The organism is Kushneria pakistanensis (assembly GCF_014652795.1).
GTDB classification, from domain to species: Bacteria; Pseudomonadota; Gammaproteobacteria; order Pseudomonadales; family Halomonadaceae; genus Kushneria; species Kushneria pakistanensis.
Genome location: NZ_BMZM01000002.1, coordinates 446,464 through 469,696 on the forward strand (window position 1 = coordinate 446,464; position 23,233 = coordinate 469,696).

The following is a 23,233-nucleotide window of genomic DNA, read 5'->3' on the forward strand; positions in this document are numbered from 1 at the left end:
TGTGTCAGGCCATGTGCTGGCTGGCCGGGTGCTACATGAGTCGGGTGCCCAGCGGCACGTCCTGATCCGGCACGCACAGCGCCACGGCGCCATCGGCGTTGTGAAAGCCGGTGACCAGGCATTCGGACATGATCGGGCCGATCTGTTTGGGCGGAAAGTTGGTCACCGCCACCACCAGTCGACCGATGAGCGTTGCGGGGTCATACAGCTCGGTGATCTGGGCACTGGACTTGCGCGTGCCGATCTCGGGGCCGAAATCCACCTGCAGGAGATAGGCCGGCCGACGCGCCTTCTCGAATACCTCGGCATGGGTCACGCGCCCCACGCGCAGCTCCACCTTCGAAAACTCTTCCCAGCTCAGTGTCGACACTGCTAGCTCCTTTTCTGGCCTGCGACATTGGTCGCAATCAACGTTTGCGTTCTACAACTTTGGCAGCTTGACCGGCGCTTGTATCGACGACATTGGTCGTCTTTTCAACGGTTTGCCAAAGGGCATAACCAAACCGGTATGCGTTGTGCCGGGGCGGGGTATTGGTGGGCTAGTTGCGCTTCTCCTTATGCTCAGGGCTGGGTTTTCGGCCCGCCGCCCGTGTTTCTTTCACCCTTTCCGCGGCCGCCGAAACGGACATGGGCATGGGAGAAACGGGCATGGGAGAGACGAGCATGCAAAAGGGCAGCATCAGCATTGTCGAGAAGATCGGCTTTGGCATGGGGGACGCCGGCAACAACATGACCTTTGCCGCCGTGGTCATGTATCTCTCCTATTTCTACACTGACGTCTACGGCATTTCACCGGCGGTGGTGGGCACCATTTTCCTGTCGATGCGCTTTGTGGACGCCATCACCGACCCGATCATGGGCGCGATTGCCGATCGCACCCGCAGTCGCTGGGGCCGCTTCCGTCCGTGGCTTTTGTTCATTCCCGTACCGCTGGCGATTGCCTGCGTGATGATGTTCACCACACCCGAGGGCTCGCAGACCTACAAGATCCTCTACGCCTTCGTGACCTACGCGGTGATGTCGCTGCTGTACACGGCCGTCAACATTCCCTACTGCGCGCTGGGCGGCGTGGTCACCAGTGACCATCGAGAGCGGGTGTCATGCCAGTCATGGCGCTTTGTGCTGGTGGGCGTGGCCTATCTGATTCTCAATTCGACGCTGATGCCGCTGGTGGAATGGTTCGGCCAGGGCGATCAGGCGCGGGGCTTTCAGATCACCATGGGCCTCATGTGCGTGATTGCACTGTTCATGTTCGGCTTTTGCTTTGCCACCGTGCGTGAGCGCGTCCAGCCGGTCGAGAACACCTCCAACGGGCTTTTGAAGGATCTGAAGACGCTGGCCGCCAATCCCAAGTGGCGTCAGGTACTGTCGATCACCTTTTTGCAGGCCTTTCAGTTCTTTCTGCGTCAGGGCGCGGCGATCTACTACGCCACCTGGGTGCTGGGTCTCGGTGCCGCCGGCATCTCCATGTTCGTGACGTCAGGCGTGGTCGGCGGCATGGCAGGCACCGCCATTTCACCGCTGCTGACGCGACGCTCGACCAAGCTGCGCGTATTCATCGCCAGTTCGCTGGCGCTGGTGGCAGCCTGTGTGGCGTTGTATTTCGTGCCCGGTGAACAGGTGGTAATGGCGGCGGTCGTGGTGATTCTGATCAATATTTTCCATGGCATCGGCACACCGATTGCCTGGGCCTTCATGGCCGATGCCGAGGACTACGGCGAATGGAAAAGTGGCTATCGCAATACCGGCGTCTCCTTTGCCGGCAACCTCTTCTTTTTGAAGCTCGGTCTGGCCGCCGCCGGCGGTCTGGTGGGCTTTCTGCTCTCGCTGGGTGGCTATGTGGGCGGCGCCGATGCCCAGAGCGAGACGGCCCTGACCATGATCGTGCTGCTCTTCACCCTGATACCGGCGCTGGTCAGTGCGCTGATGACGCTTGCCGGCTGGCGCTTCGGGCTGGATGACGTCGAGATGGACCGCATTCGCGTTGATCTGGAAGCACGTGCCGGTGATCGCTCCGGGCGCCGCAGGACCTCATCGAAGAAACATCGTCCCGGTGCGGCCCAGCCGGCCGTGTCCTGATGGACCAACGATCCACCCACAGGGAGAACCCCATGAAGACCCGCGTGACCCTGCATCGTGACTTCGTCACCAGCACCATTGACGGGCGTCTTTACAGCGCCTTTCTCGAACACATGGGCCGCGCCATCTACGGCGGCATTTATGAACCCGGCCACCCGCAGGCCGACGCCAGCGGCTTTCGCCAGGACGTGCTCTCGCTGGTGCGCGAGCTGGCCCCGCCACTGGTGCGCTACCCGGGCGGCAACTTTGTGTCGGCCTATAACTGGGAGGATGGCATCGGCCCACGCGAGGCGCGTCCGGTACGCCTGGATCTGGCCTGGCACAGTCGGGAATCCAACCAGGTCGGCATCCATGAATTTGCCGACTGGTGTGAACAGGCCGGCATCGAGATGATGCTGGCGGTCAATCTGGGGTCGCGCGGCATCGATGAGGCGCGCAACTTTCTGGAGTACGTCAACCATCCCGGCGGCAGCGCCTGGAGCGATGAGCGCATCAAAAACGGTCGCAAGGACCCCTGGAACGTGCGGCTGTGGTGTCTGGGCAACGAGATGGACGGCCCCTGGCAGATCGGCCACAAGAGCGCGGCGGAATACGGCCATCTGGCCAATGAAACCGGCAAGGCGCTCAAGGCCTATGATCGCTCGCTGGAGCTCGTCGCCTGCGGCTCATCGAACCCGAAGATGGCCAGCTACCCGGAGTGGGAAGCGACCGTGCTGGATCATTGCTACGAGACGGTCGACTACATCTCGCTGCACATGTACTTCACCAACCACGAGGATCAGCTGGGCGACTACCTGGCGATTGCCGAGCAGCTCGATCGCTACATCGTCTCGATCGCCGGTGTCATTGATTACATCCAGGCCAAAAAGCGCACCCGCCATCAGGTCCATATCTGCTTTGACGAGTGGAACGTCTGGTATCACAGCGTGGCGCAGGACCGCCGCGTGCTGGAAGGCACTGACTGGCCGTTTGCGCCGCCGATTCTGGAAGATGTCTATAACGTCGAGGACGCGCTGCTGATCGGCTGCGTGCTCAACACCTTCATTCGCCGCTCGGATCGGGTACGCATCGCCTGTATCGCCCAGCTGGTCAACGTCATCGCGCCGATCATGACCGACACCGGGGGTGACGTGTGGCGCCAGACCATCTTCTATCCGCTGATGTTTGCCTCACGCTATGGCCGCGGCCGCGCGCTGCAACTGGCCGTGGATGGCCCCACCTATCAGACTCGCGAGCTTGATGATGTGCCGTGTCTGGACATTGCGGCCGTTCACGATGAGGAGGGCGGGTTCGTGACGCTCTTTGCCGTCAATCGCCACCAGAAGGAGGCGCTGGATCTGAACGTGGCGCTGCAGGGCTTTGACAATGCCCGGCTGGTTGAGCATCAGTGCCTCAACCATCCGCAGATGAAGGCCGTCAACACGGCCAGCCAGCCGGATCAGGTGCGCCCGGTCGCAGGCCAGGGCGTGGGTGTCGAGGAGGGCGCACTCAAGGGCAGCCTGCCGCCGCTGAGCTATCACATGATTCGTCTGTCCGTGGGCACGTAAGGCTCTGACGTGCAGGCCTGTCCTGTCATACCGGCGCCGCCCTCGGGCGGCGCCGGTGTCTTTTGTTCAGCCGGCTGCCGCCGGGGCGCTGATTTCCATGCCGCCAAGGGCACGAATCGCTGCCTTGCCGCGCAGGGTCATGTCGCTTCGAAACGGCCCCTGATCACGCATCTCAAACGGATAGGCGCGCAGCTCGTAGTGGGTGCCGACCCGGGTCTGCTCGACAAAGACCGCGACCGGCCTGTCGTAGCCCAGCCAGGCACTGGTCAGCGCCACATCCTTCAATGCCTGTGGCATTTGCGCGGTGTCGTGGTCCGGGTGCAGATAGAAATCCACCACGCACATCAGCGTGCGTGCGCCGTCGTTGGCATTAACGATATTGCTGTCCCAGAGCTTTAGAAGCGGCACGGTGATGATGTCATCATGCAGCGTGCGAAGGGTCAGGGCGCGCATGCCGACCGACTGTACCTCGCCGTAGTGATCGCCCACGGTCACCCAGTCGCCCGGGCGCCAGGGTTTTTCAAACAGCGCCACCACCCCGGCAATCAGGCTGCTGACATAGTCCTTGAAGGCAAAGCCGATCGCCACGCTGGCAGCACCGGCGATGACCAGAAAGTTTTCAAGCGTTACCCGGATCACCAGCGGCGTGATCCAGACGATCGCCACGATCAGGGCCAGCAGGCGAAAGACAGGCACCGCCCCCATCAGGATCAGCCGTGTCTGGCTGGGGCCGCGCTCGGCCAGCCAGGGCAGGGTGTGGCGCACCACCATGATGGCAAGCCAGGTGCCGACAAGAATCAGGGCAATCTCGACGAAGTCGATGTTTTGCAGGTCGCGTACCAATTGCGCGCCCTGCTCGGCACTCTCTGACATGACGGGTTCTCCTTGATCAACGGCGGCCGGGTCGCGCTCAGCCGTACAGGTCCATGGGGAAGCCGGCGGCTTCCAGTCCGCGGCGTATGGCGGGGTAGGCGCCCGGCTGGCAGTAAAACCATCCGTTGTGTCGTGCAATGTAGCCATTGCTTTCCAGCGCCTGCAACAGCGGCCCCGGCGCCATGTCGGGCAGTACCTGCGACAGCGTCTCGCCTGGCAACGCGCCGTGAATCAACAGCGCATGCAGGATCAAAAGAAACTCGGTCTGACCGTCGCCGGGCAGCGAGATTTCCTCCAGTGCCACGACCCACAGGGTGTCGCGATCGTCTTCATCGGGGTCGATACGCTCGCGCAGGCTGCGCTGCCACAAATGCCAGGCCACCCAGGGAATGCCCAGGCTGCGTGCGGCCAGCTGCCTGAAATAGTCATGATCGGGACGCCCGCGCTCATCCAGGGCCAGCAGGTCGCGGCCGCTGTCGCTCAATCGAAAACGCCTGTCGATCGGCGCGGTCTCCGGCATCTCATCGGCAAACCAGCGGCGCAGCGCCATCTCTTCCAGCGGTGAGAACGTCAGCGGTGCCGGCAGGATCAGATCGATCTGCACCGCCTTGCACAAAAAGGCCCAGGTCCAGCTGTTGCAGCCGATGATGCAGGCGCGCGCGCCTTTACCCAGCTGCGCCAGCAGCGCCCGAACATGGCGAAGTCCATGGTGGTGGCGCAGAAACCAGCCGCCCAGATCGGGAATGACCAGTACTCCGTCACCCTCGGGCAGCGTCACGCTGACATCCTCATCGGCCAGCAGGGCACCGTGCTCTGGTGGGGCCAGACAGTCGAGGCCATGACGCGCCGCCCAGGTGTCGAGCAGTGCGTTGTCATCGCAGGGCGGCAGCATGATCAGGCGTAGATCAGGCTCGTTTGAATCATTGAGCAGGCGCGTCAGCGCGTTCAATGCCGGCGTGCAGACCGGTGAGCGCTGCTGTATCACCTCATCAAGCCAGGCCGGGCGGCGCAGCCGGTCATCGTCCATGAAGGGTTTGCGGCGGCGCCCGAGCAGCTGACGGGTTCTGGACAGCACGGCCTGCAGGGCGGCCTTTTGCGGCCAGGGCGGCGGCGTGATCTGTTCGGCGTCGACCAGGGTGATCGGGTCATCTGCCCGCTCGGGGGCTGCGTGGGTGTCAGGGCCGGTAGTCATGAAAGGGCAGGGCTCTCGGGGCGGTGTCGGTATCCTGCCAGGCGCATCCGGCAGGGCGACATCCAGTATAGAAGCCCGCGCGCGAAAGGATCAGCCGGTTAAAGCGTCGGCACCGAGGTGCTGGTAGAGGGTGCCGGCGCCGATAGCAATCAGGACCAGGCCGCCCAGAATCTCGGCGCGCTTGCCGACCACCTGACCCAGCGCGCAGCCGAGCATGATGCCCAGGGTGACCATCACCATGGTGGCAGTACCGATGGCGGTGGCCGCCACGGCGATATGAATGTCGACAAAGGCAAGGCTGACGCCCACGACCAGGGCGTCAATGCTGGTGGCCACAGCGGCCAGCATGACCATGGGCAGGGACTGGCGGGGCGCATCCTCCTCACAGCCTTCGGCCTTTCCCATGCCGGCGTAGACCATACGCGCACCCAACCCCACCAGCAGCACAAAGGCGATCCAGTGATCCCACCGTGATACCAGGTGGACAGCTGCGGCGCCGGCCAGCCAGCCAATTATCGGTGTAATGCCCTCGATAGCGCCGAAAATGGCGCCGGTGCGCAGGGCGTTGAGAAAGCGCGGGCGGCCGCCGCTGCCGGCACCGCGACCAATGGAAGCGGCAAAGGCATCGGTCGACATGGCAAGTGACAGCAGGGTCAGGGAAGCAGGTGTCATGATAAAAGGGGCGACCGGGATCGCCGTTCCGGAGAAGGCAGGCATGAATGAGCGGCGATAGTGCCTGCCGGCGATAAAAATATCAATAAAAACAGTTATTTATAAACCGAAGGTAAAAGACTTTCAGAAAGGGGAAGACTTTACCGGGGTTGTTTTCAGCGTGGGCTGGTCGTCTCGCCGGACAGCGGCTTCTGAAAATGACGTAAGATGCCTGCCCATTTACGCTTTCCAACAGGACAATCGAATGTCAGCACTGCCCCATTGCCCCGCCTGCGACGCCGACTACACCTATGAAGATGGCGCCATGTTCGTCTGCCCCATGTGCGGCCATGAATGGGCACAGGCCGGTGACGCCTCTCCCGCCGAAGAAGGCAGCAGCATCCGCGACGCCAACGGCAATGTGCTCACTGATGGCGATACGGTTACGGTCATCAAGGATCTGAAGGTGAAGGGCTCCTCGCTGGTCGTAAAGGTCGGCACGCGGGTGAAAAACATCCGGCTGGTCGACGGCGATCACGACATTGACTGCAAGATCGATGGCATCGGCGCGATGAAGCTCAAGTCGGAATTCGTGAAAAAGGCCTGATAGCTGCAGGCCCTGTCAGGTGCTACGTCTGTCGCGGTGATCGGATGTTTCACGTGAAACATGCTGGAAGGGTTGTGTGACAGGAGAGGTGACGTCACGCCCATGGCCCGTATAATGCCCGCTCTTATGCCTTTTATTTATTGAAAGGCGTTTTTTTATGGCAACCGGCAGCAGAGCGTCATGAGCAAAACGTCATCCGATGGCCCGGAGATCCCCGAGCCCCGCGGCACGTCCCGCGATTTCAAGCGCAGCATGCAGTCGCGTCACCTGGTGATGCTGTCACTGGGCGGCGTGATCGGCACCGGACTCTTTCTGAGTTCCGGCTATACCGTCAATCAGGCCGGCCCCATGGGCGCGATCCTTGCCTATCTGATCGGCGGGGTGGTGGTCTATCTGGTCATGATGTGTCTGGGCGAGCTGTCCGTGCACATGCCCGAGACCGGCGCCTTCAGCGCCCATGCCACTCGCTATATCGGCCCCGGCACCGGCTACACGGTGGCCTGGCTTTACTGGCTGACCTGGACGGTGGCGCTGGGCTCGGAATTCACCGCCTCCGGGCTTTTGATGGCGAAGTGGTTTCCGGACGTGCCGATCTGGATCTGGAGCGCGCTCTTTGCGCTGATCGTCTTTCTGACCAATGCCTTCACGCCGAAGATCTTCGCTGAAACCGAGTTCTGGCTCTCGTTGATCAAGGTGGCCACCGTGGTGATCTTCATCATCGTGGGCGCGGCGGCGATCTTCGGGTTTGCCGGGCCGGAAGGCCAGCCGGCGCCGATGTTTCACAACCTCACCCGGGAAGGATTCTTCCCCACCGGCGTGATGCCGATTCTGGTCACCATGCTGGCGGTGAGCTTTGCCTTCTCCGGTACCGAGTTGATCGGCATTGCCGCCGGTGAAACCGAAGACCCGGAGAAGAACGTACCGCGCGCCATTCGCGCCACGCTCTGGCGGCTGGTGGTCTTTTTTGTCGGCACCATCGTGGTGATTGCGGCCATGCTGCCGCGCGAGCAGGCCGGGCTGGTCGAAAGCCCGTTCGTGACCGTCTTTTCCATGACCGGCATTCCCTATGCCGCTGACATCATGAATTTCGTCATCATCACGGCGCTGCTGTCAGCGGCCAACTCGGGGCTTTATGCCGCCTCGCGCATGCTGTGGTCGCTGGGCGAGCAGCGCACCCTGCCATCGGTCTTTGCCCGAGTGACCCGCGGCGGCATTCCGCTCAATGCGCTGTTGTTCAGCATGCTCGGCGGGCTGCTCGCACTGCTATCGAGTGCCTTTGCCCCCGATACGCTTTATCTGGTGCTGGTGTCGATTTCGGGCTTTGCGGTCGTTGCGGTATGGATGAGCATTGCGGTGAGCCAGATGTGCTTTCGCCGCCAGTTCGTGCGGGCCGGCGGTGATCCGGCCACGCTCGGCTACCGGGCGCCGTTCTACCCCTGGGTGCCGCTGGGCGCCTTTATTGCCTGTCTTTTGTGCTTTGTCGGGATTGCCTTTGACCCCACCCAGCGCATCGCGCTGTACTGCGGCATTCCCTTTATCGCCCTGTGCTATCTGGCGTTTTATCTGACCGATCCGCGCCGCAAGGGCGCGCCCACCTCCCGTGTTCAGGAGAGACCATGACCACCGCTAACCATCCCATCGCCCGCGCCCTGTCCGATCATCCGCTGTTGATCGTGGACGGGGCGCTTGCCACCGAGCTTGAAGCGCGCGGCTGCGATCTCAACGACAGCCTCTGGTCGGCGCGTGTGCTGGCCGAGAGCCCCGAGCTGATTCGCCAGGTCCATCTGGACTATTTCAGGGCCGGCGCCGATATCGCCATTACCTCGAGCTATCAGGCCACTATCGAGGGCTACATGGCGCGCGGCATGAGCGAGGATGAGGCGCTCGAGCTGATCACGCGCTCGGTCAGCCTGGCCGCCCAGGCGCGTGATGATTTCTGGAACGAGGCGAATCACGAGGGGCGGCCCCGGCCGCTGGTCGCGGCTTCGGTCGGCCCCTATGGCGCGTATCTGGCCGACGGTTCGGAGTATCGTGGCCACTACGATATCGATGAGGCGGGACTGGTGGACTTTCATCGGGCGCGCATGGCCGCGCTGGTGGCCGCCGGTGCCGATGTGCTGGCCTGTGAAACAATGCCCTCGCTGATCGAGGCGAAGGCGCTGGTCACCGTGCTGCGTGAATTTCCCGAGGCGAGTGCCTGGATTACCTTCACCGCGCACGATGGCGAGCACATCAGTGAAGGCACGCCGATTGCCGAGTGCGCCCGCTGGCTCAACGATCAGCCCCAGGTGGCCGCGCTGGGCGTGAACTGCACGGCACTCGAATATATCCCGTCACTGCTGGAACAGATGTCAGGGGCCACCGACAAGCCGCTGATCGTCTACCCCAACTCGGGCGAAACCTATGACGCCACCAGCAAGACCTGGCAGGGCGGCTGCGATGTTGCCCACGGCGCAGGTTTCGGTGAGCAGGCCGCGCAGTGGTACGCGCGCGGCGCGCGCCTGATCGGCGGCTGCTGTCGTACCACGCCCGAGGACATTCGCGCGATTGCGGACTTTCGCGCAGGACTTTGAATCAAGGCTGTCCTGAGTGATGATGACTGCCCGTCCCCTGGACGGGCATTTTTTTGGATCATCAATCGGAACGCTGACCGCAGGGCCGCAATAAAGGGGCTACGCTTTTGGGCAGGCATACCGAATTCAAGTTTGATCAGGAGTCATTGTATGAAGTCATATCGCGTGCTGGCACTTTTACCGCTGGCTGCCCTGCTCAGCGCCTGTGGTGATGCCAGGGAGGCCAGCGAGAGCAACTTCCGTTCGGCATTGCAGGATGATGTGGGCAACATGGGCCCGGCCATCTGTCTGGAAGCGCCGGCACCGCGCATGCCGTTCGTGATGGACAAGCGCGCTGTCAGTCAGAACCCCGACATGGCCAATCGCGCCAAACGTGCCAATGCGCTGGTGGAGGCCGGACTGCTCGAGCGTGAAGACCTGAGCGATGGCCGTCTGCGCTACAAGCTGACAAAGGACGGGCGCAACAGCTATGCCCGCGCCCATGGCCTTGAGCAGGGCGGTTTCTGTTTCGGCAAGGTGCGCATTGAAGGCGTTGATAACTTCACGCCTGCCCAGGAAATCGACGGCGGCTACACCGTCTCCCACGTCCGCTACAGCTACAAGATCCGCGATATCCCGAGCTGGGCCGAGGAAGACAGCCTGCGCAAGGCCTACAAGGGCGGTCTTGAGGGTATCGAGGACACCCAGCACAAGCGCGCGATGATGATCCTGACCAACAAGGGGTGGCAGACCGAGCGTCGCTTTGCCGAGTAATCACGGCGCCGGTGTGAAAAAAGCGTATCAAAAGGGGCGGCCCATGAGGGCCGCCCTTTTTGGTGTCTGCATATCCGATGCCATACAGCGCTCAGTCAATGACCGAGCCGGACTGGGGCACCAGCACATCACCATTGATCTCACTGATGGTGCTGGCACCGGTCAGCGTCATGGCCACGCGCATCTCCTTGGCGATCAGATCCAGCAGGTTCATGACGCCTGCCCTGCCGTGGGTGGCCAGCGCGTAGATAAAGACGCGACCCAGCAGTACCGCATCGGCACCCAGCGCAATCATGCGGACCACATCCAGCCCGCTGCGGATGCCGGAGTCAGCGAGAATCCTGAGATCACCGTTCACGGCACTGGCGATCTCCGGCATCGCGCGGGCGCTGGAGAGCACGCCATCAAGCTGACGCCCGCCGTGGTTGGAGACGACAATCCCGTCGGCGCCGAAGCGCACCGCGTCACGCGCATCCGCCGGATCGAGAATACCCTTGATGACCATGGTGCCCTTCCAGAAATCGCGAATCCATTCCAGGTCCTGCCAGGAAATCGATGGATCGAAGTTCTTTGCCAGCCAGCCCATGTAGTCCTCAAGCCCGGTGGGGTGACCGCGATATTTCGAGATGTTGCCCAGATCATGCGGCCGGCCGTGCAGGCCGACATCCCAGGCCCAGAAGGGATGCGTAAAGGCCTGCCACATCCGGCGCATTGCGGCGCGTTCACCGCTCATGCCGGAGTGGGCGTCGCGGTAGCGCGCGCCCGGCGTGGGCATGTCCACGGTAAAGATCAGGGTGCGAACGCCCGCCGCCCAGGCGCGTTCAAGGGCGTTTTTCATGAAGCCGCGGTCCTTGAGGACATACAGCTGAAACCACATGGGGCGGTCCAGCGCTGCGGTCACTTCCTCGATCGGGCAGACCGATACGGTGGAGAGCGTAAAGGGGATGCCCTTTTCGGCCGCCGCGGTGGCGGCCTGTACTTCACCGCGCCGTGCGTACATGCCGCACAGGCCCACGGGAGCCAGCGCCACCGGCATCGCCAGGTGTTCACCGAAGAGCTCGGTATCAAGGCGCAGCTCCGACATGTTTCGCAGCACGCGCTGACGCAGGGCCACGCTGCCGAGATCATCGACATTGCGGCGCAGGGTGTACTCGGCGTAGGCGCCGCCATCGAGGTAGTGAAAGAGAAAGGGGGGCAGCCTGCGCTGCGCTGCCGCGCGATAGTCCGTTGATGCTGAAATGATCATGTTGGGCCCTGGATCCGAGAAGAAGAACGACGTGTCAGGTCGTGCTGACGGGCAGCCTCAGCCGCCCATCAGCGGGTCCCTGATGCCGAGTGCGTAACAGGCCACCAGCCCGATGACACCGGTGAAGAATACGTAGTAGAGGGTGGGCCAGACCGTTTTGCGCAGGGTAATCCCTTCGCGTCCGACCAGACCGACAGTGGCAGACGCCGCCACAATGTTGTGAATGGCGATCATGTTGCCGGCCGCCGCGCCCACCGCCTGAATGGCGACGATAAACGCCCCGGAAATGCCCAGCGTCTCGGCCACGCCGAACTGGAACTGGCTGAACATCATGTTGCTCACGGTATTGGAACCGGCCAGAAACGCCCCCAGCGCGCCCACGGTCGGTGCCATCAGCGGATAGACGCCGCCGACGCTGTCGGCCACATAGCGCGCCATGGCAATCGGCATGCTGGGCAGGTCCGCCGCGTTGATGCCTGAATTGATCAGAATGCGCACCATGGGCACGGTAAAGAGCAGCACAAAGCCTGCCTTGAGCAGCACCTGGCCGGATTCGCTGACCGCCTCATTCAGCGCGCGCAGGCGCATGCGGTGCAGGCCCACGGTCAAAAGGGCCACGAAGATCAGGATGCCGCCGGGCAGAAACAGCGGCTCGATACTGGCGCTGATGCCGTCTTCCCCCAGGATGTTGGTCAGGCCAAAACTAAAGGACTTGAGTGCGGCCGTGACCTCGGGAAAGACGCGGCTGATGACCAGCAGGACACCGACCAGCACATAGGGCAGCCAGGCGAGCACCTGACTCATGGGGCGAGCGGTAAGGTCATCGACTCGGGCCTGCAGGGTGCCCATCCACTCGGCTGGCCAGTCCTTTCGATCGGCAAAGTCCCAGACCGTTTTAGGCGTCAGAAAACGCAGGCGGGCGGCGGTCACCACAATCACCAGACCCACCAGACCGCCCAGCAGGGAGGGGAATTCGGGTCCGAGGAAGATCCCGGTGATGACGTAGGGAACCGTCAGGGCCAGCCCTGCCAACAGCGCAAAGGGCAGGATTTCAAAACCTTCCCTCCAGCTTTTTTTCGCGCCGAAAAAACGCGTCAGCATCAACACCATGATCAGTGGCATGACGGTACCAACGATGGCATGCGTGATCGCGGTGCCATTGGTGATCTGCTGGATGAAGATCTCCCAGCTGGAGCCCCGTGAGACCAGCTGTTCGGTCAGGGCCACGTTGTCCAGTCCGGTGGTCACCCCGATCACGATCGGTGTGCCCACGGCGCCAAAGGACACCGGCGTGCTTTGTACCAGCATCCCCATCAACACAGCGGCCATGGCGGGAAAGCCCACCGCGACCAGCAGTGGTGCGGCAATGGCGGCCGTGGTGCCAAAGCCCGAGGCGCCTTCAATGAAGCTGCCAAAGAGCCACGCAATGATGATCGCCTGCACGCGCCGGTCCGGGCTGATGGTGGTAAAGCCGGCATGAATCGCCCTGATCGCGCCCGAGTGCTGCAGCGTATTGAGCAACAGGATCGCCCCGAAAATGATCCACAGCACGCCGACCGTGATCATGAGCCCCTGAAGCGTGGAGGCGAGCACGCGGACAACACTCATTTCCCATCCCAGCAGTGCAATCAGCACGCTGAGCAGATAGACCACCGGCATGGCGCGACTGGCCGGCCAGCGCAGGCCGATGAGCAGAATACCGGCAACAATGATGGGGGTGACGGCGAGCAGGGCAAGCAGACCGGGTGACATGTTGATGCCCTCTCAGTGGCAGATCGCAGGAAGAAGGGGAAAGGCACGTGCCGGCATGTCGCTGTGGCGCATGAACGTTACTCCACGGTGTTATTGGACTTGTCGGGTTTGAATTGGTAAGGCCAATTCAATATTTTCTAATGCAGACGCTGTGGAGAGTAAGGCGCGCTTGTTACAGGGGTCAACGAAAGCCGACTGCTACTTTGGTGCATGGGCGTTGCCATGGTTCAGAAAAATCGTGCTTAATATGAAATTGGTAATACCAATTGAGGGCGGGGTATGGAAGTAGGGCAGGTTCGTCAGCGCCGACTGGCAGATGGCATCGTTGAGCAGCTGCAGTCGATGATTCTTGAAGGGACGCTCAAGGCCGGCGAACGCCTGCCGGCCGAGCGCGTGCTGGCCGAGCAGTTCGGGGTCTCCCGGCCCTCGCTGCGTGAGGCCATCCAGCGCCTGGTCGCCCGGGGGCTGCTCAGCAGCCGCCAGGGGGGCGGCACCTATGTGACACCCTCACTGGGGGCGACCTTCAGTGATCCGATGCTGCTGCTGCTGGAAAACAGTCCCGACGCCCAGCGTGATCTGCTCGAGTTTCGTCACACGCTGGAAGGTGCCTGCGCGTTCTATGCCGCGCAGCGGGCCACCGAGCCGGATCGCGAGCGGCTGCGCGCAGCGTTTGAGCGCCTGCAGCACTGCTATCAGCATGTGGGCCCGACCACCCAGGCCGAGGAAGGGGCGGCGGATGCGGATTTTCATCTGGCGATTGCCGAAGCCAGCCACAACGGCGTGCTGCTGCACACGATCCGCGGGCTGTTTGATCTGTTAAAGCGCAATGTCGTGACCAATATCGGCGGGATGTACGCCCAGCGCCTCGAGACCCGTGAGAGCCTCAGCCATCAGCACCAGGCGCTGTTCGAGGCGGTCATGGCGCGAGAGCCCGAGCTTGCCCGCGATATTGCCCAGCGCCATATCCACTACGTGCAGCAGGTGCTTGCGGAAGTACACGCCGAGGCGCAGCGCATGGCCCGCGCCCGGCGCCGGGGATAGGGCGTTCTGACAGACGCCTGCCGGTAATACCCCGGAAAGGCACCACGAAAAGGGCGACCCCGAGGGGCCGCCCTTTTCATATCATGCCGGTTCTGAAAGGCCGAGAGTTCAGCCCTGCCAGCCGGTGGCCTGCGCGACAATCAAAACGACCATCGCGATCAGCACCCAGAGCCCGAACAGCGGCAGGAAAAAGCGCACCCACTTCTGCCAGGGCACACCTGCCAGCGCGAGCGTTGCCATGAAGTAGCCCGAGGTGGGGTAAAGAATATTGCCGATGCCGTCACCGAGCTGATAGGCCAGCACGGCGGTCTGGCGGGTGACGCCGACCACATCGGCCAGCGGCGCCATGATCGGCATGGTCACCAGCGCCTGACCGCTGCCCGAGGGCACCACGAAGTTGAAGCCGAGCTGTGCGATGTACATGCCCAGTGCCGTGAGCGCCGTGGGCAGCCCGCCGACCAGATGGCCCAGGCCGTGCACCATGGTGTCGAGCACCTGGCCATCTTCCAGCACGACCGCCACGGCGCGGGCGATGCCGGCGATCATGGCGCCCATCAGCACGTCCCGGAATCCCTCGTTGAAGCCCTCGCAGATCTCGTCGATCTTTAGTCCTGCGACCAGGCCGGCCACCACGCCCATGACGATAAAGAGTCCGGCCATTTCCGACATGAACCAGCCGCGGCCCAACACGCCGTATACCAGCACCCCGAACAGGGCGAGCGTCACCGCAATGCAGAGCTTCTGACGGCCGGTCGCCGGTGGAGTGACCTCATTGAGGGCGTGCTGATAGCGCGCGCGCTTTTGCTGCTCATCGGCCTCGTCATGCACCAGACTCGCCTCGGGGTTGTCACGCACGCGCCGGGCATAGCGGATCACCCAGAACACCGCCGCGATCACCATGGCCACCAGTGCCACCAGACGCAGGCCGAACCCCGAATAAAGCGGCAGGCTGGAGAGCTGCTGGGCAAGCCCCGTGTTGATCGGGTTGATGACGCCGGCGGCAAAGCCTGCCGTGGTCGCACACAGGGCAATGGCGGCAGCCGTGACCGAGTCAAAGCGCAGCGCAATCAGAAGCGGCAGAATCACCGGCACATACACCAGCGACAGCTCCTGGGTGCCGATGATGGTGGCAAGCCCCGCAAACAGGGTCATCAACACCGGGATGACCCACAGGCTGCGGCCAACGAAGTGGCGCGTCAGATGATCAACGCCCAGCTCGATGATGCCGGTGCGCCGCAGTACGGCAAACATGCCGCCAATCAGCAGGGTAAAGAACACCACTTCCCCGGCGCTGAGCAGCCCGCGTGGAATGGCCAGCAGCAGCTCGGTCGGCCCGGCGGGGCTGGCCGGTACCCAGTGAAAGGAGGCAGCATCGATGGTGGTACGGCCGTTGGGTCCGGGCACGGTGTCGTAGGCACCGGCCGGAATCAGCCAGGTGGCAAGACCTGCCAGCAGGATGAAGATGAAAAGAATGGCGTAAATATGGGGGATCTGAAACGAACGTTTCTCGGCAGAACGCACGGGCGCGTTCTGAGGGGATGTCTTTGGCATGCGCTTGACTCGTTATTCTTGATTGGAGGTCAGCACAACCCGGGGGCTGCACCAGCCCCCTGATCGTTGCACAACTGATCATCAGACGAAAGTCGCCCCGGTGTGACCATCACGTGCCGGGGCAGATGGCGCACGCTGGCCCCTACAGCAGGAAGTTGATCCCGATCACCAGCAAAAGCGCAGCAAAGAGGCGCTTTAACAGGGTGGGAGAGAGCCGATGCGCCAGGCGCACCCCCAGCCGCGCCGAGACCATGCTGGTCAGCGCAATGCCCAGCATGCCGGGAAGATAGACATAGCCGATGCTCCATTCAGGCAGATGGGACTGGCCATGGCCGAACCACATGAACGAAGCCGCACCGGCAATGGCGATCGGCAGGCCACAGGCCGCCGAGGTGCCTACCGCCTGCTGGGCCGGCAGGTTACGCCAGAGCAGAAACGGCACCGTCAGCGAGCCACCGCCAATGCCGAAAATGGCCGAGGCCCAGCCGATGATCGTGCCGCCGCCGATCAGCCAGGGTTTTCCGGGCGGGCGATAGTCCGTGCCGCCGCCCTTCGGGCGCAGGTTGAAGGCGATCTGGATCGCCATGGCGATGGCAAAAAGGCCGATCACCGTCTGCAGCTCACCACCCGGAATCCAGGAGGCTGTCAGGGCCCCCAGCGCGCAGCCACCGACAATGCCGATGCTCATCCAGCCCACCAGCGGCCAGCGCGTAGCGCCCTTTTGATGGTGGCCGTGGATCGAGTTGATCGAGGTAAAGACAATGGTGGCCAGCGATGTGCCCACCGCCAGATGGGTCATGACGGCCGGGTCGACGCCCTGCAGGGTAAAGCTGTAGATCAACACCGGGACGATGATCAGGCCCCCGCCGACGCCAAACAGGCCGGCCAGAATGCCTGCCACGATGCCCAGTGCGAGATAGAGAAGAAAGATCATGCCGGTTCCATGGTGGTCGAACGGGAAAGCGCTTCACAAGGGGCGCGGGGACTGCTGACAAGCATAGTGCCTTCCATCCTGGCTGCCGATGCGTAGCCTGTGTATTGCAGACGCATGTTACAGGGCTTAACGAAGCATTAACCCATTGGCGCAATGACGCTTGAGCGTCCACAGTGAGCATTAATCTGTATCTACTTTTGCATGCTGCCGGCGCGCCGGGTCACCGTTTCGGTCTCCGGGGGGAGTGCGGTCCTTCCATCAGCGACATACGGGATGTGTCGCTTCCAACCACAGGGATGTTTATTGATGACAATCAGACAGGTCGACAATCCTGCGCGAGAAGAAGGCTTTGCCCCGCTGGGCGACTACGCCGCCATCGGTGAGGGGCGCTCGGTCGCGTTGATCGCCCTGGATGGGGCGATCGACTGGTGGTGTGTGCCGGATATGGACTCGCCGCCGCTCTTTGATCGATTGCTCGAGCCTGAAGTGGGCGGTTACTTCTCTCTTGCTCCACAGGGTGAGTATCGGGTCGAGCGGCGCTATCGCGACAACAGCAACGTACTGGAGACCACCTTCATTACCGGGCACGGGCGGGTGCGAGTCACCGAGTCGATCAACAGCAATACCGCCGGGCGCCTGCCCTGGTGTGAACTGGCCCGCCGGGTCGAAGGGCTTGAGGGCGAGGTTGTGCTGGATATCTGCTTTCATGCCGGCACCCGCACCGAGACGGTCAGCCCCTGGCTTCAGACCACGCCCATGGGGCGGGTCTACAACGTGGGGCATCTGATGGCGATGCTGCGCTGCTCCGAGGATGTGGAGATCACGGCGTGCTGCGATCGCTACACTCGGGGCACGCTGACGATGCGGGAAGGTCAGCGCTCGATGGTGGCGCTGCTGGCCACCGAGGGTGAGCCGCTGGCGGTGCCGTCGATCGAGAGCATCGACGAGCGTATCGAGGTCAGCGATTTCGCCTGGCGCGACTGGGTGGAGAAGCTCGATTTTGACGGTGAATACCCCGAGTGGGTCTATCGCTCGGCACTGGCACTGAAGTTTCTGCTCTACTCGCCGAGCGGTGCGATTGCGGCAGCCGCTACCACGTCGCTGCCCGAGCGTATCGGCGGCGACAAGAACTACGACTACCGCTACGCCTGGGTGCGCGACGCCTGTCTTATGATCAAGGCATTTGTGCATGCCGGCGCGATCGAGGAGTCCAAGGCGGCCTTCTCCTGGCTGACCTGCGCCATTCGACGTCACGGCCCGAACATGCGGGTCTGCTATACCCTCAAGGGCGAGTTGATTCCGGCTGAAACCCATCCGCCGCTGACCGGCTACAAGGGATCGAAGCCGGTACGGGTGGGCAACGACGCACGTGATCAGATCCAGCTGGGGATGTACGGCGACATGCTCGCCACGGCGGCCGTATTTATCGATGCCGGCCATATCATTGATATCGAGACGGCACGCCTGCTTGGCGATCTGGCCAACCAGTGCGCCGATCGCTGGCGCATTCGCGATGCCGGTATCTGGGAGCTGCCCGGCGAGACGCAGCACTATACGCATTCCAAGATGGCCTGCTGGCTGGCACTGACCCACGCGGTGCAGCTGGCCGATCAGGGCCATATCGAGCCTACCTGGAAGGAGCGCTGGGAGCGGGAAAGACACCGGATTGCCGAATGGATCGAGACCCACTGCTGGTCCGAGGCGCGCGGTGCCTATGTCTTTTACGAAGGCATCGAAGGGCTGGACGCGGCGCTGTGTCTGACTCACCGCTTCGGTGCCGAGGTCAATCGCGAGCGGATGCTCTCGACCTATCGCGCCATTCGCGAGGAGCTCGGCCGTGGCTCGCTGCTCTATCGCTACTCCGGTGTGCATGAGGAAGAGGGCGCCTTTGTGGCCTGCTCGTTCTGGATGGTCGAGGGGCTGGCGGCGCTGGGCGAGCAGGAAGAGGCCCGCGCGCTGATGGATGAGGCACTCGAGGCTACCAACGGCAATCTGGGGCTTTTGACCGAGATGGTCGACCCCTCTACCGGCGAACACCTGGGCAACGTACCCCAGGGACTCAGCCACCTGGCGCAGATCTGTGCGGCCAACGCGCTTTCCGGGCGCACGCTGGAGGATGCGCACTACTGAGTGCGTCCGTATCTGATCAGCCTCCTGCACCGCCTGCGGTGCAGGGGGCTTTTTGTTGCCGGGCCAACAGGTTTCCCGGCTGTTCCGGCGGCAGACCCGGGCAGGTGGTGCCATGCTTGCTTGAACCGGGATGAGTGACACTGGATTACAGGAGAGCGCCATGCTTGCGAAGGGATGTCTGTGCGCCAACTGTGGCGTCCAGTTTGAGCAAAGTGAATACTCGCCCACGCGCTGCCCCATCTGTGAGGACGAGCGCGAGTTCGTCCCCGCCTCGGGCCAGCGCTGGACCACGCCTGAAGCACTGCTGGCGGATCATGCCAACGTGTTCGAGCAGCTCACGCCTACGCTTTTGAGCCTTCGCACCACGCCGACATTCGGCATCGGTCAGCGGGCGCTGCTTTTGCAGACGCCGCTGGGCAATGTGCTGTGGGACTGCATCAGCCTGCTCGATGCACCCACCTTTCAGCTGATTCAGGGGCTCGGCGGGCTCTCTGCCATCGCCATCTCCCACCCGCACTACTACAGCACCATGGCCAGCTGGGCCGAGGCCTTTGACTGCCCGGTGCACGTCCATGATGATGACCGACAGTGGATCATGCAGCCTTCCGAGCGGTTGTCGTTCTGGGAAGGGGATCGGCTCGAGGTGCTGCCGGGGGTCACCCTGCACCGGCTGGGCGGCCACTTCCCGGGGGCCTGCGTGCTGCACTGCCCGGCGCAGCAGCTGCTGTTGGCCGGCGATACGCTGCTGGTAACGCCCGACCGGCTGGCCTCGTTCATGTGGTCCTATCCCAATAACATTCCGCTGCCGGCAAGCCAGGTCAGGGCGATGGGCGAAGTGCTGGAGGGACTCGAGTTCGATGCGCTCTACTGCGCCTTCAAGGGCAGCGAGATTCCCGACGGCGCCGGGCAGGCCGTGCAGTATTCGGTTGAGCGCTACTGCCGCGCGCTCGAGCAGGTGGGGCCCTAAAAGAGGGTCTGATGGACGACAGCGCCCCCGTGTCGTCATCGAGCACGGGGGCGCTGTGCGTTATATGTCCGGACTTACTCCTGCGGCAGCACGCGGATCAGGGCGTCATCCCCATTGTCGGTGAGAATCCACAGCGCACCGTCCGGGCCCTGTTCGACATCGCGGATCCGACCCAGCTCCTCCAGATAGCGTGCCTCGCCGGTGACGCGGCCGTCTTCCAGATGCAATCGAATGATGCCGCCGGGCTTGAGCGAGGCGATCAGGGCATCCCCCTGCCAGCCGTCGAACGCATCGCCGCTGTAGAAGGTCATGTCGCCCGGGGCGATGGTCGGGTCCCAGTAATACACCGGCTGCTCCATGCCCTCCTTTTGGGTAATGCCTTCACCAATGGGACCACCCGAGTAATCCTCACCGTAGGTGATCACCGGCCAGCCGTAATTATGCCCGGCCTCGGGACGGTTGAGTTCGTCGCCACCGTTCGGGCCGTGCTCGATGGTCCAGAGCTTGCGGGTCTCGGGGTGCAGGGCGGCGCCCTGAATGTTGCGGTGGCCATAGGACCAGATCTCGGCAAGGGCGTCATCGCGGCCCGCAAAGGGGTTGTCCGTCGGCATGCTGCCATCGGCGTTGATGCGCACGACCTTGCCCAGCGTGTTATCCAGCGTCTGGGCCAGCTGGCGCGGCTCGACCAGCGAGCGCTCGCCCAGGGTGATAAAGAGCCTGCCATCTTCGCCCCACATGAGCCTGGAGCCAAAGTGTTTGGTGGACTTCCAGCCCGGCTGCTGGCGGAAAATGACCTCGACATCGGTCAGGCGCGTGTTGTCCTCGGAAAGTCTGCCGCGCGCGACGGTGGTAGCGTTTTTATCACCATCCTGCGCTTCGGCGTAGCTCAGATAGACCCATCGCTCGGTATCAAAATCGGGGCCGAGACTGACATCCAGCAGACCGCCCTGATCTCTGGCATCTACCTCGGACAGGCCTTCGATCGGCTCGGACATCTCGCCCTCGGGCGTAATAAGCCGCAGCCGGCCCGGACGTTCGGTCACCAGCATGTCGCCGCCGGGCAGAAAGGCGATGCCCCACGGATGTTCCAGGCCATCAACGATGGTCTGTGCGTTGAGCTCGGTCGCCTCCTGAATCTGCGGCGCGCGGGTCTGGCCCTCGAAGGCCGGCGTCTGTGAGGGCGCATTGGGTGGGCCGACGTCCACCGGTTCGGCCAGGGCCGGCGGGGCGATCAAAAGCGTGGTCAGAAGCGTCAGGGGCGGTAACGTAGAGCGCATGGCAGGACCTTCGTGCAGAGGTGGAAAGAAGCCGTTGAAAACGCAAGCGCTTGATCTGCCTCAAGCCTTGCACGATCGCTCGCGCAATGCCCGTCGGGCCTCAGGCTGGCTTCAAGCACGGCAGGACATCGACATCCCCGGTCACCATGTCATGCCCGGGTCATGTTCGCGCCATCACACTCGGCGTATGATCATCTGCCGATATATCTGATGATGCAATGAGTGGCGAACATGTCTCCCGAACTCTTCTGGGCCTTTCTGGCTGCCTCGCTTTTGATCAGCATTACGCCCGGCGCGGGCGCCATCAATACCATGTCCAACGGCATGCGCTACGGGCTCAGGCGTACCCTGCCGGCGATTCTGGGGCTGCAGGTGGGGCTGGGTGTGCAGATTCTTGTCGTGGGGGCAGGGTTGGGGGCACTGCTGGCCTCCTCGGAGCTGGCCTTCATGCTGATCAAGTGGGTGGGCGTGGCATATCTGATCTATCTGGGCATCAGCAAGTGGCGGGAGAAGGCGGTCGATATCGCGGCGTCCTCGAGTGATGCGCCCCGCGAGGGCGCCATGGCCCGCTTCTGGAAGAGTGTGCTGGTCAACGTGACCAATCCCAAGGCCACCATCTTCATGATCGCGCTGCTGCCGCAGTTTCTGGACCCGGCGCTGTCGCGGGTCACGCAGTTTACCGTCATGGGCGTCATCATGATCGTCATCGATATCGTGGTGATGTGCGGCTTTGCAGGCCTTGCCACCATGATTGCCCGCTGGCTGCGCTCGCCACGCCAGCAGCGGCTCCTCAATCGCCTGTTTGGCGGACTGTTCGTGCTGGTGGCCGGGCTGCTGGCCACCTGGCGGGCCTGAGTGCCTCAGATGGGCTCGCGCCAGGGCATATCGACCTCGGGGTAGGGAGACGGCTCGACGAGGGTGCTCAGGGGCTGCATCAATTGCCCCCACCATCGGTCGTGTTCGGGCGTCTTGAAGTGCTTGAGCCCGCCCGTCGGGGTAAAGGTGATTTCGCCGAAATGGATGCGACCTGCGGTCAGATACAGATCCACCCGGGCAAAGTCGAAGCCTTCGGAAAGCCTTGTCGCCACCTCGATGGCCTCATCGAGTCTTTTCGGTCTCGGGATCCGTCGCCCGGTGGTGAACCTGTCCTGAACGACCTCCACCAGATTCCAGTCGACGTCATAGTAATCCACGGCAAAATCGGTGAAGCGGTTCTGCACTACCTCGATATAGATGTCAGGGGCGCGTCGGTCCGGGCGTCTGAAACAGTAGAACTTGAAGTCCATGGGCGGTCGGCCGTCCTCATCCAGCAGCAGGTCTTCAAACAGTAGCTGGGGCTGGATCCTGCGATAATGCGATTCACGGCTCATGGTGTAGTAGTCGGCATCCAGCCAGCGTCTGCCAATACTATCCAGCAGCTGCAGCGGGTAATCCCGCTTGTTTCTCACCAGCAGATTGAAGCCCGAGCCATGATTGCCCTTCATGACAAAGCTCTCGGGCAGATGTCTATAAATGGCGGGCGTCAGCTCTGTGGTATGGCCATGACAGGGGATCAGATATTCGTCACCGACCGTGGCGGCGACGTAATCGCGTACCGCGTACTTGTCGCTCAATACGGTATAGACAGGCTCGGGATCAAAGCGCCGGCAGCAGATCTTTTCATTGAAGGTTTGCGGGTTGTTCAGGTTCGGAAATGTTCCAAACTCACGGCGGTAGACGAACGAGACATACAGCTTGTCACTGAACCGCCATGTGAGCGCTCTGCGGGCCTTGCGCACGAACGCCCTGTATTCGGCGCCGGGTAGTGCACGACGCTGCGCGATCTGCCCTTTATTGTTAAACGATGCTCCTCTCATGTCACATGATCCCTTTGTTCCAGGAGGCGTAATGTTGCGCCCTCATTGATTGAGCATTTCCTGTTGGACGCATCACTGTGCTGGAAAAATCATGTTTTCAACTTAAGACGATGGTAGCAATCTGATTTGACAGGGTTTTATGGTCCTGGTGTTTTTGAGGCCTTCAATGGCTGAAAACGCCCTGCCGGTGTACCGACAGGGCGT

20 protein-coding genes are annotated in these 23,233 nt (G+C 62.5%); 10 read left to right on the forward strand and 10 right to left on the reverse strand.

Annotated elements, in window-relative coordinates:
• Positions 1 to 31: 31 nt before the first annotated feature.
• The gene (locus IE123_RS07475) at positions 32 to 370 is read right to left on the reverse strand and encodes a tRNA-binding protein (protein ID WP_189516709.1); all 339 of its coding nucleotides are present in this window, start codon (positions 368 to 370) and stop codon (positions 32 to 34) included.
• 278 nt (positions 371 to 648) lie between these two features.
• Between IE123_RS07475 and IE123_RS07480 the strand changes: the two genes are divergently transcribed.
• Both IE123_RS07480 and arfA read left to right on the forward strand, forming a co-directional pair.
• Positions 649 to 2,079, forward strand: a complete 1,431-nt coding sequence (locus IE123_RS07480) for a glycoside-pentoside-hexuronide (GPH):cation symporter (protein ID WP_189516711.1) — start codon at positions 649 to 651, stop codon at positions 2,077 to 2,079.
• 32 nt (positions 2,080 to 2,111) lie between these two features.
• A complete protein-coding gene (gene arfA / locus IE123_RS07485; RefSeq protein ID WP_189516713.1) occupies positions 2,112 to 3,626 on the forward strand; it encodes an arabinosylfuranosidase ArfA in 1,515 nt (504 codons plus the stop codon).
• 66 nt (positions 3,627 to 3,692) lie between these two features.
• On the opposite strand, the gene IE123_RS07490 is transcribed toward arfA, so the two are convergent.
• The 3 genes from IE123_RS07490 to IE123_RS07500 all read right to left on the reverse strand — a co-directional run bounded on the left by IE123_RS07490 (position 3,693) and on the right by IE123_RS07500 (position 6,363).
• A complete protein-coding gene (locus IE123_RS07490) occupies positions 3,693 to 4,499 on the reverse strand; it encodes a mechanosensitive ion channel family protein (protein WP_189516715.1) in 807 nt (268 codons plus the stop codon).
• A gap of 37 nt (positions 4,500 to 4,536) precedes the next feature.
• Entirely contained in the window at positions 4,537 to 5,691 is a 1,155-nt protein-coding gene (locus tag IE123_RS07495) for a hypothetical protein (RefSeq protein WP_189516717.1), read from the reverse strand.
• Positions 5,692 to 5,781: 90 nt separating this feature from the next.
• Positions 5,782 to 6,363, reverse strand: coding sequence for a manganese efflux pump MntP (locus IE123_RS07500; protein WP_189516719.1), 582 nt, complete (start codon positions 6,361 to 6,363; stop codon positions 5,782 to 5,784).
• Between the two features lie 244 nt (positions 6,364 to 6,607).
• Between IE123_RS07500 and IE123_RS07505 the strand changes: the two genes are divergently transcribed.
• The 4 genes from IE123_RS07505 to IE123_RS07520 all read left to right on the forward strand — a co-directional run bounded on the left by IE123_RS07505 (position 6,608) and on the right by IE123_RS07520 (position 10,275).
• On the forward strand, positions 6,608 to 6,949 hold the full coding sequence (locus IE123_RS07505; protein WP_189516722.1) for a zinc ribbon domain-containing protein YjdM: 342 nt from the start codon (positions 6,608 to 6,610) through the stop codon (positions 6,947 to 6,949).
• 180 nt (positions 6,950 to 7,129) lie between these two features.
• Positions 7,130 to 8,569 carry an amino acid permease gene (locus IE123_RS07510; protein WP_229819656.1) on the forward strand — a complete coding sequence of 480 codons (1,440 nt, stop codon included), beginning with the start codon at positions 7,130 to 7,132 and terminating at the stop codon, positions 8,567 to 8,569.
• Positions 8,566 to 9,522 carry a homocysteine S-methyltransferase gene (gene mmuM / locus IE123_RS07515; RefSeq protein ID WP_189516724.1) on the forward strand — a complete coding sequence of 319 codons (957 nt, stop codon included), beginning with the start codon at positions 8,566 to 8,568 and terminating at the stop codon, positions 9,520 to 9,522. Before IE123_RS07510 ends, mmuM begins: the two co-directional genes overlap by 4 nt.
• 150 nt (positions 9,523 to 9,672) lie before the next feature.
• Complete coding sequence (locus tag IE123_RS07520; RefSeq protein WP_189516726.1) at positions 9,673 to 10,275, forward strand: SEN1982 family lipoprotein; 603 nt, start codon at positions 9,673 to 9,675, stop codon at positions 10,273 to 10,275.
• 91 nt (positions 10,276 to 10,366) lie between these two features.
• On the opposite strand, the gene lldD is transcribed toward IE123_RS07520, so the two are convergent.
• Both lldD and IE123_RS07530 read right to left on the reverse strand, forming a co-directional pair.
• Positions 10,367 to 11,521 carry an FMN-dependent L-lactate dehydrogenase LldD gene (gene lldD / locus IE123_RS07525; protein ID WP_189516732.1) on the reverse strand — a complete coding sequence of 385 codons (1,155 nt, stop codon included), beginning with the start codon at positions 11,519 to 11,521 and terminating at the stop codon, positions 10,367 to 10,369.
• Between the two features lie 57 nt (positions 11,522 to 11,578).
• Entirely contained in the window at positions 11,579 to 13,273 is a 1,695-nt protein-coding gene (locus tag IE123_RS07530; RefSeq protein ID WP_189516733.1) for an L-lactate permease, read from the reverse strand.
• Between the two features lie 279 nt (positions 13,274 to 13,552).
• Here IE123_RS07530 and IE123_RS07535 point away from each other — a divergent pair, with 279 nt between their 5' ends.
• Positions 13,553 to 14,314 carry an FCD domain-containing protein gene (locus tag IE123_RS07535; RefSeq protein WP_189516735.1) on the forward strand — a complete coding sequence of 254 codons (762 nt, stop codon included), beginning with the start codon at positions 13,553 to 13,555 and terminating at the stop codon, positions 14,312 to 14,314.
• Positions 14,315 to 14,422: 108 nt separating this feature from the next.
• On the opposite strand, the gene IE123_RS07540 is transcribed toward IE123_RS07535, so the two are convergent.
• Together IE123_RS07540 and IE123_RS07545 are read right to left on the reverse strand one after the other, a co-directional pair.
• Positions 14,423 to 15,865 (reverse strand): YfcC family protein, encoded by a 1,443-nt coding sequence (locus IE123_RS07540; protein WP_189516737.1) that lies wholly within the window; start codon positions 15,863 to 15,865, stop codon positions 14,423 to 14,425.
• Positions 15,866 to 16,007: 142 nt separating this feature from the next.
• Positions 16,008 to 16,799: a sulfite exporter TauE/SafE family protein gene (locus IE123_RS07545; protein WP_189516739.1), complete on the reverse strand. Its 792-nt coding sequence runs from the start codon at positions 16,797 to 16,799 to the stop codon at positions 16,008 to 16,010.
• Positions 16,800 to 17,105: 306 nt separating this feature from the next.
• On the opposite strand from IE123_RS07545, the gene IE123_RS07550 reads away from it, so the two are divergent.
• Together IE123_RS07550 and IE123_RS07555 are read left to right on the forward strand one after the other, a co-directional pair.
• Positions 17,106 to 18,929 (forward strand): glycoside hydrolase family 15 protein, encoded by a 1,824-nt coding sequence (locus IE123_RS07550; RefSeq protein WP_189516741.1) that lies wholly within the window; start codon positions 17,106 to 17,108, stop codon positions 18,927 to 18,929.
• 160 nt (positions 18,930 to 19,089) lie between these two features.
• Positions 19,090 to 19,896: an MBL fold metallo-hydrolase gene (locus IE123_RS07555; RefSeq protein WP_189516743.1), complete on the forward strand. Its 807-nt coding sequence runs from the start codon at positions 19,090 to 19,092 to the stop codon at positions 19,894 to 19,896.
• A gap of 74 nt (positions 19,897 to 19,970) precedes the next feature.
• Here IE123_RS07555 and IE123_RS07560 read toward each other — a convergent pair whose 3' ends face one another.
• On the reverse strand, positions 19,971 to 21,173 hold the full coding sequence (locus IE123_RS07560; RefSeq protein WP_189516745.1) for a PQQ-dependent sugar dehydrogenase: 1,203 nt from the start codon (positions 21,171 to 21,173) through the stop codon (positions 19,971 to 19,973).
• Positions 21,174 to 21,404: 231 nt separating this feature from the next.
• On the opposite strand from IE123_RS07560, the gene rhtB reads away from it, so the two are divergent.
• Positions 21,405 to 22,028 carry a homoserine/homoserine lactone efflux protein gene (gene rhtB, locus IE123_RS07565; RefSeq protein ID WP_189516747.1) on the forward strand — a complete coding sequence of 208 codons (624 nt, stop codon included), beginning with the start codon at positions 21,405 to 21,407 and terminating at the stop codon, positions 22,026 to 22,028.
• Between the two features lie 5 nt (positions 22,029 to 22,033).
• On the opposite strand, the gene IE123_RS07570 is transcribed toward rhtB, so the two are convergent.
• Entirely contained in the window at positions 22,034 to 23,029 is a 996-nt protein-coding gene (locus tag IE123_RS07570) for an ATP-grasp fold amidoligase family protein (protein ID WP_189516749.1), read from the reverse strand.
• Between the last annotated feature and the right edge of the window lie 204 nt (positions 23,030 to 23,233).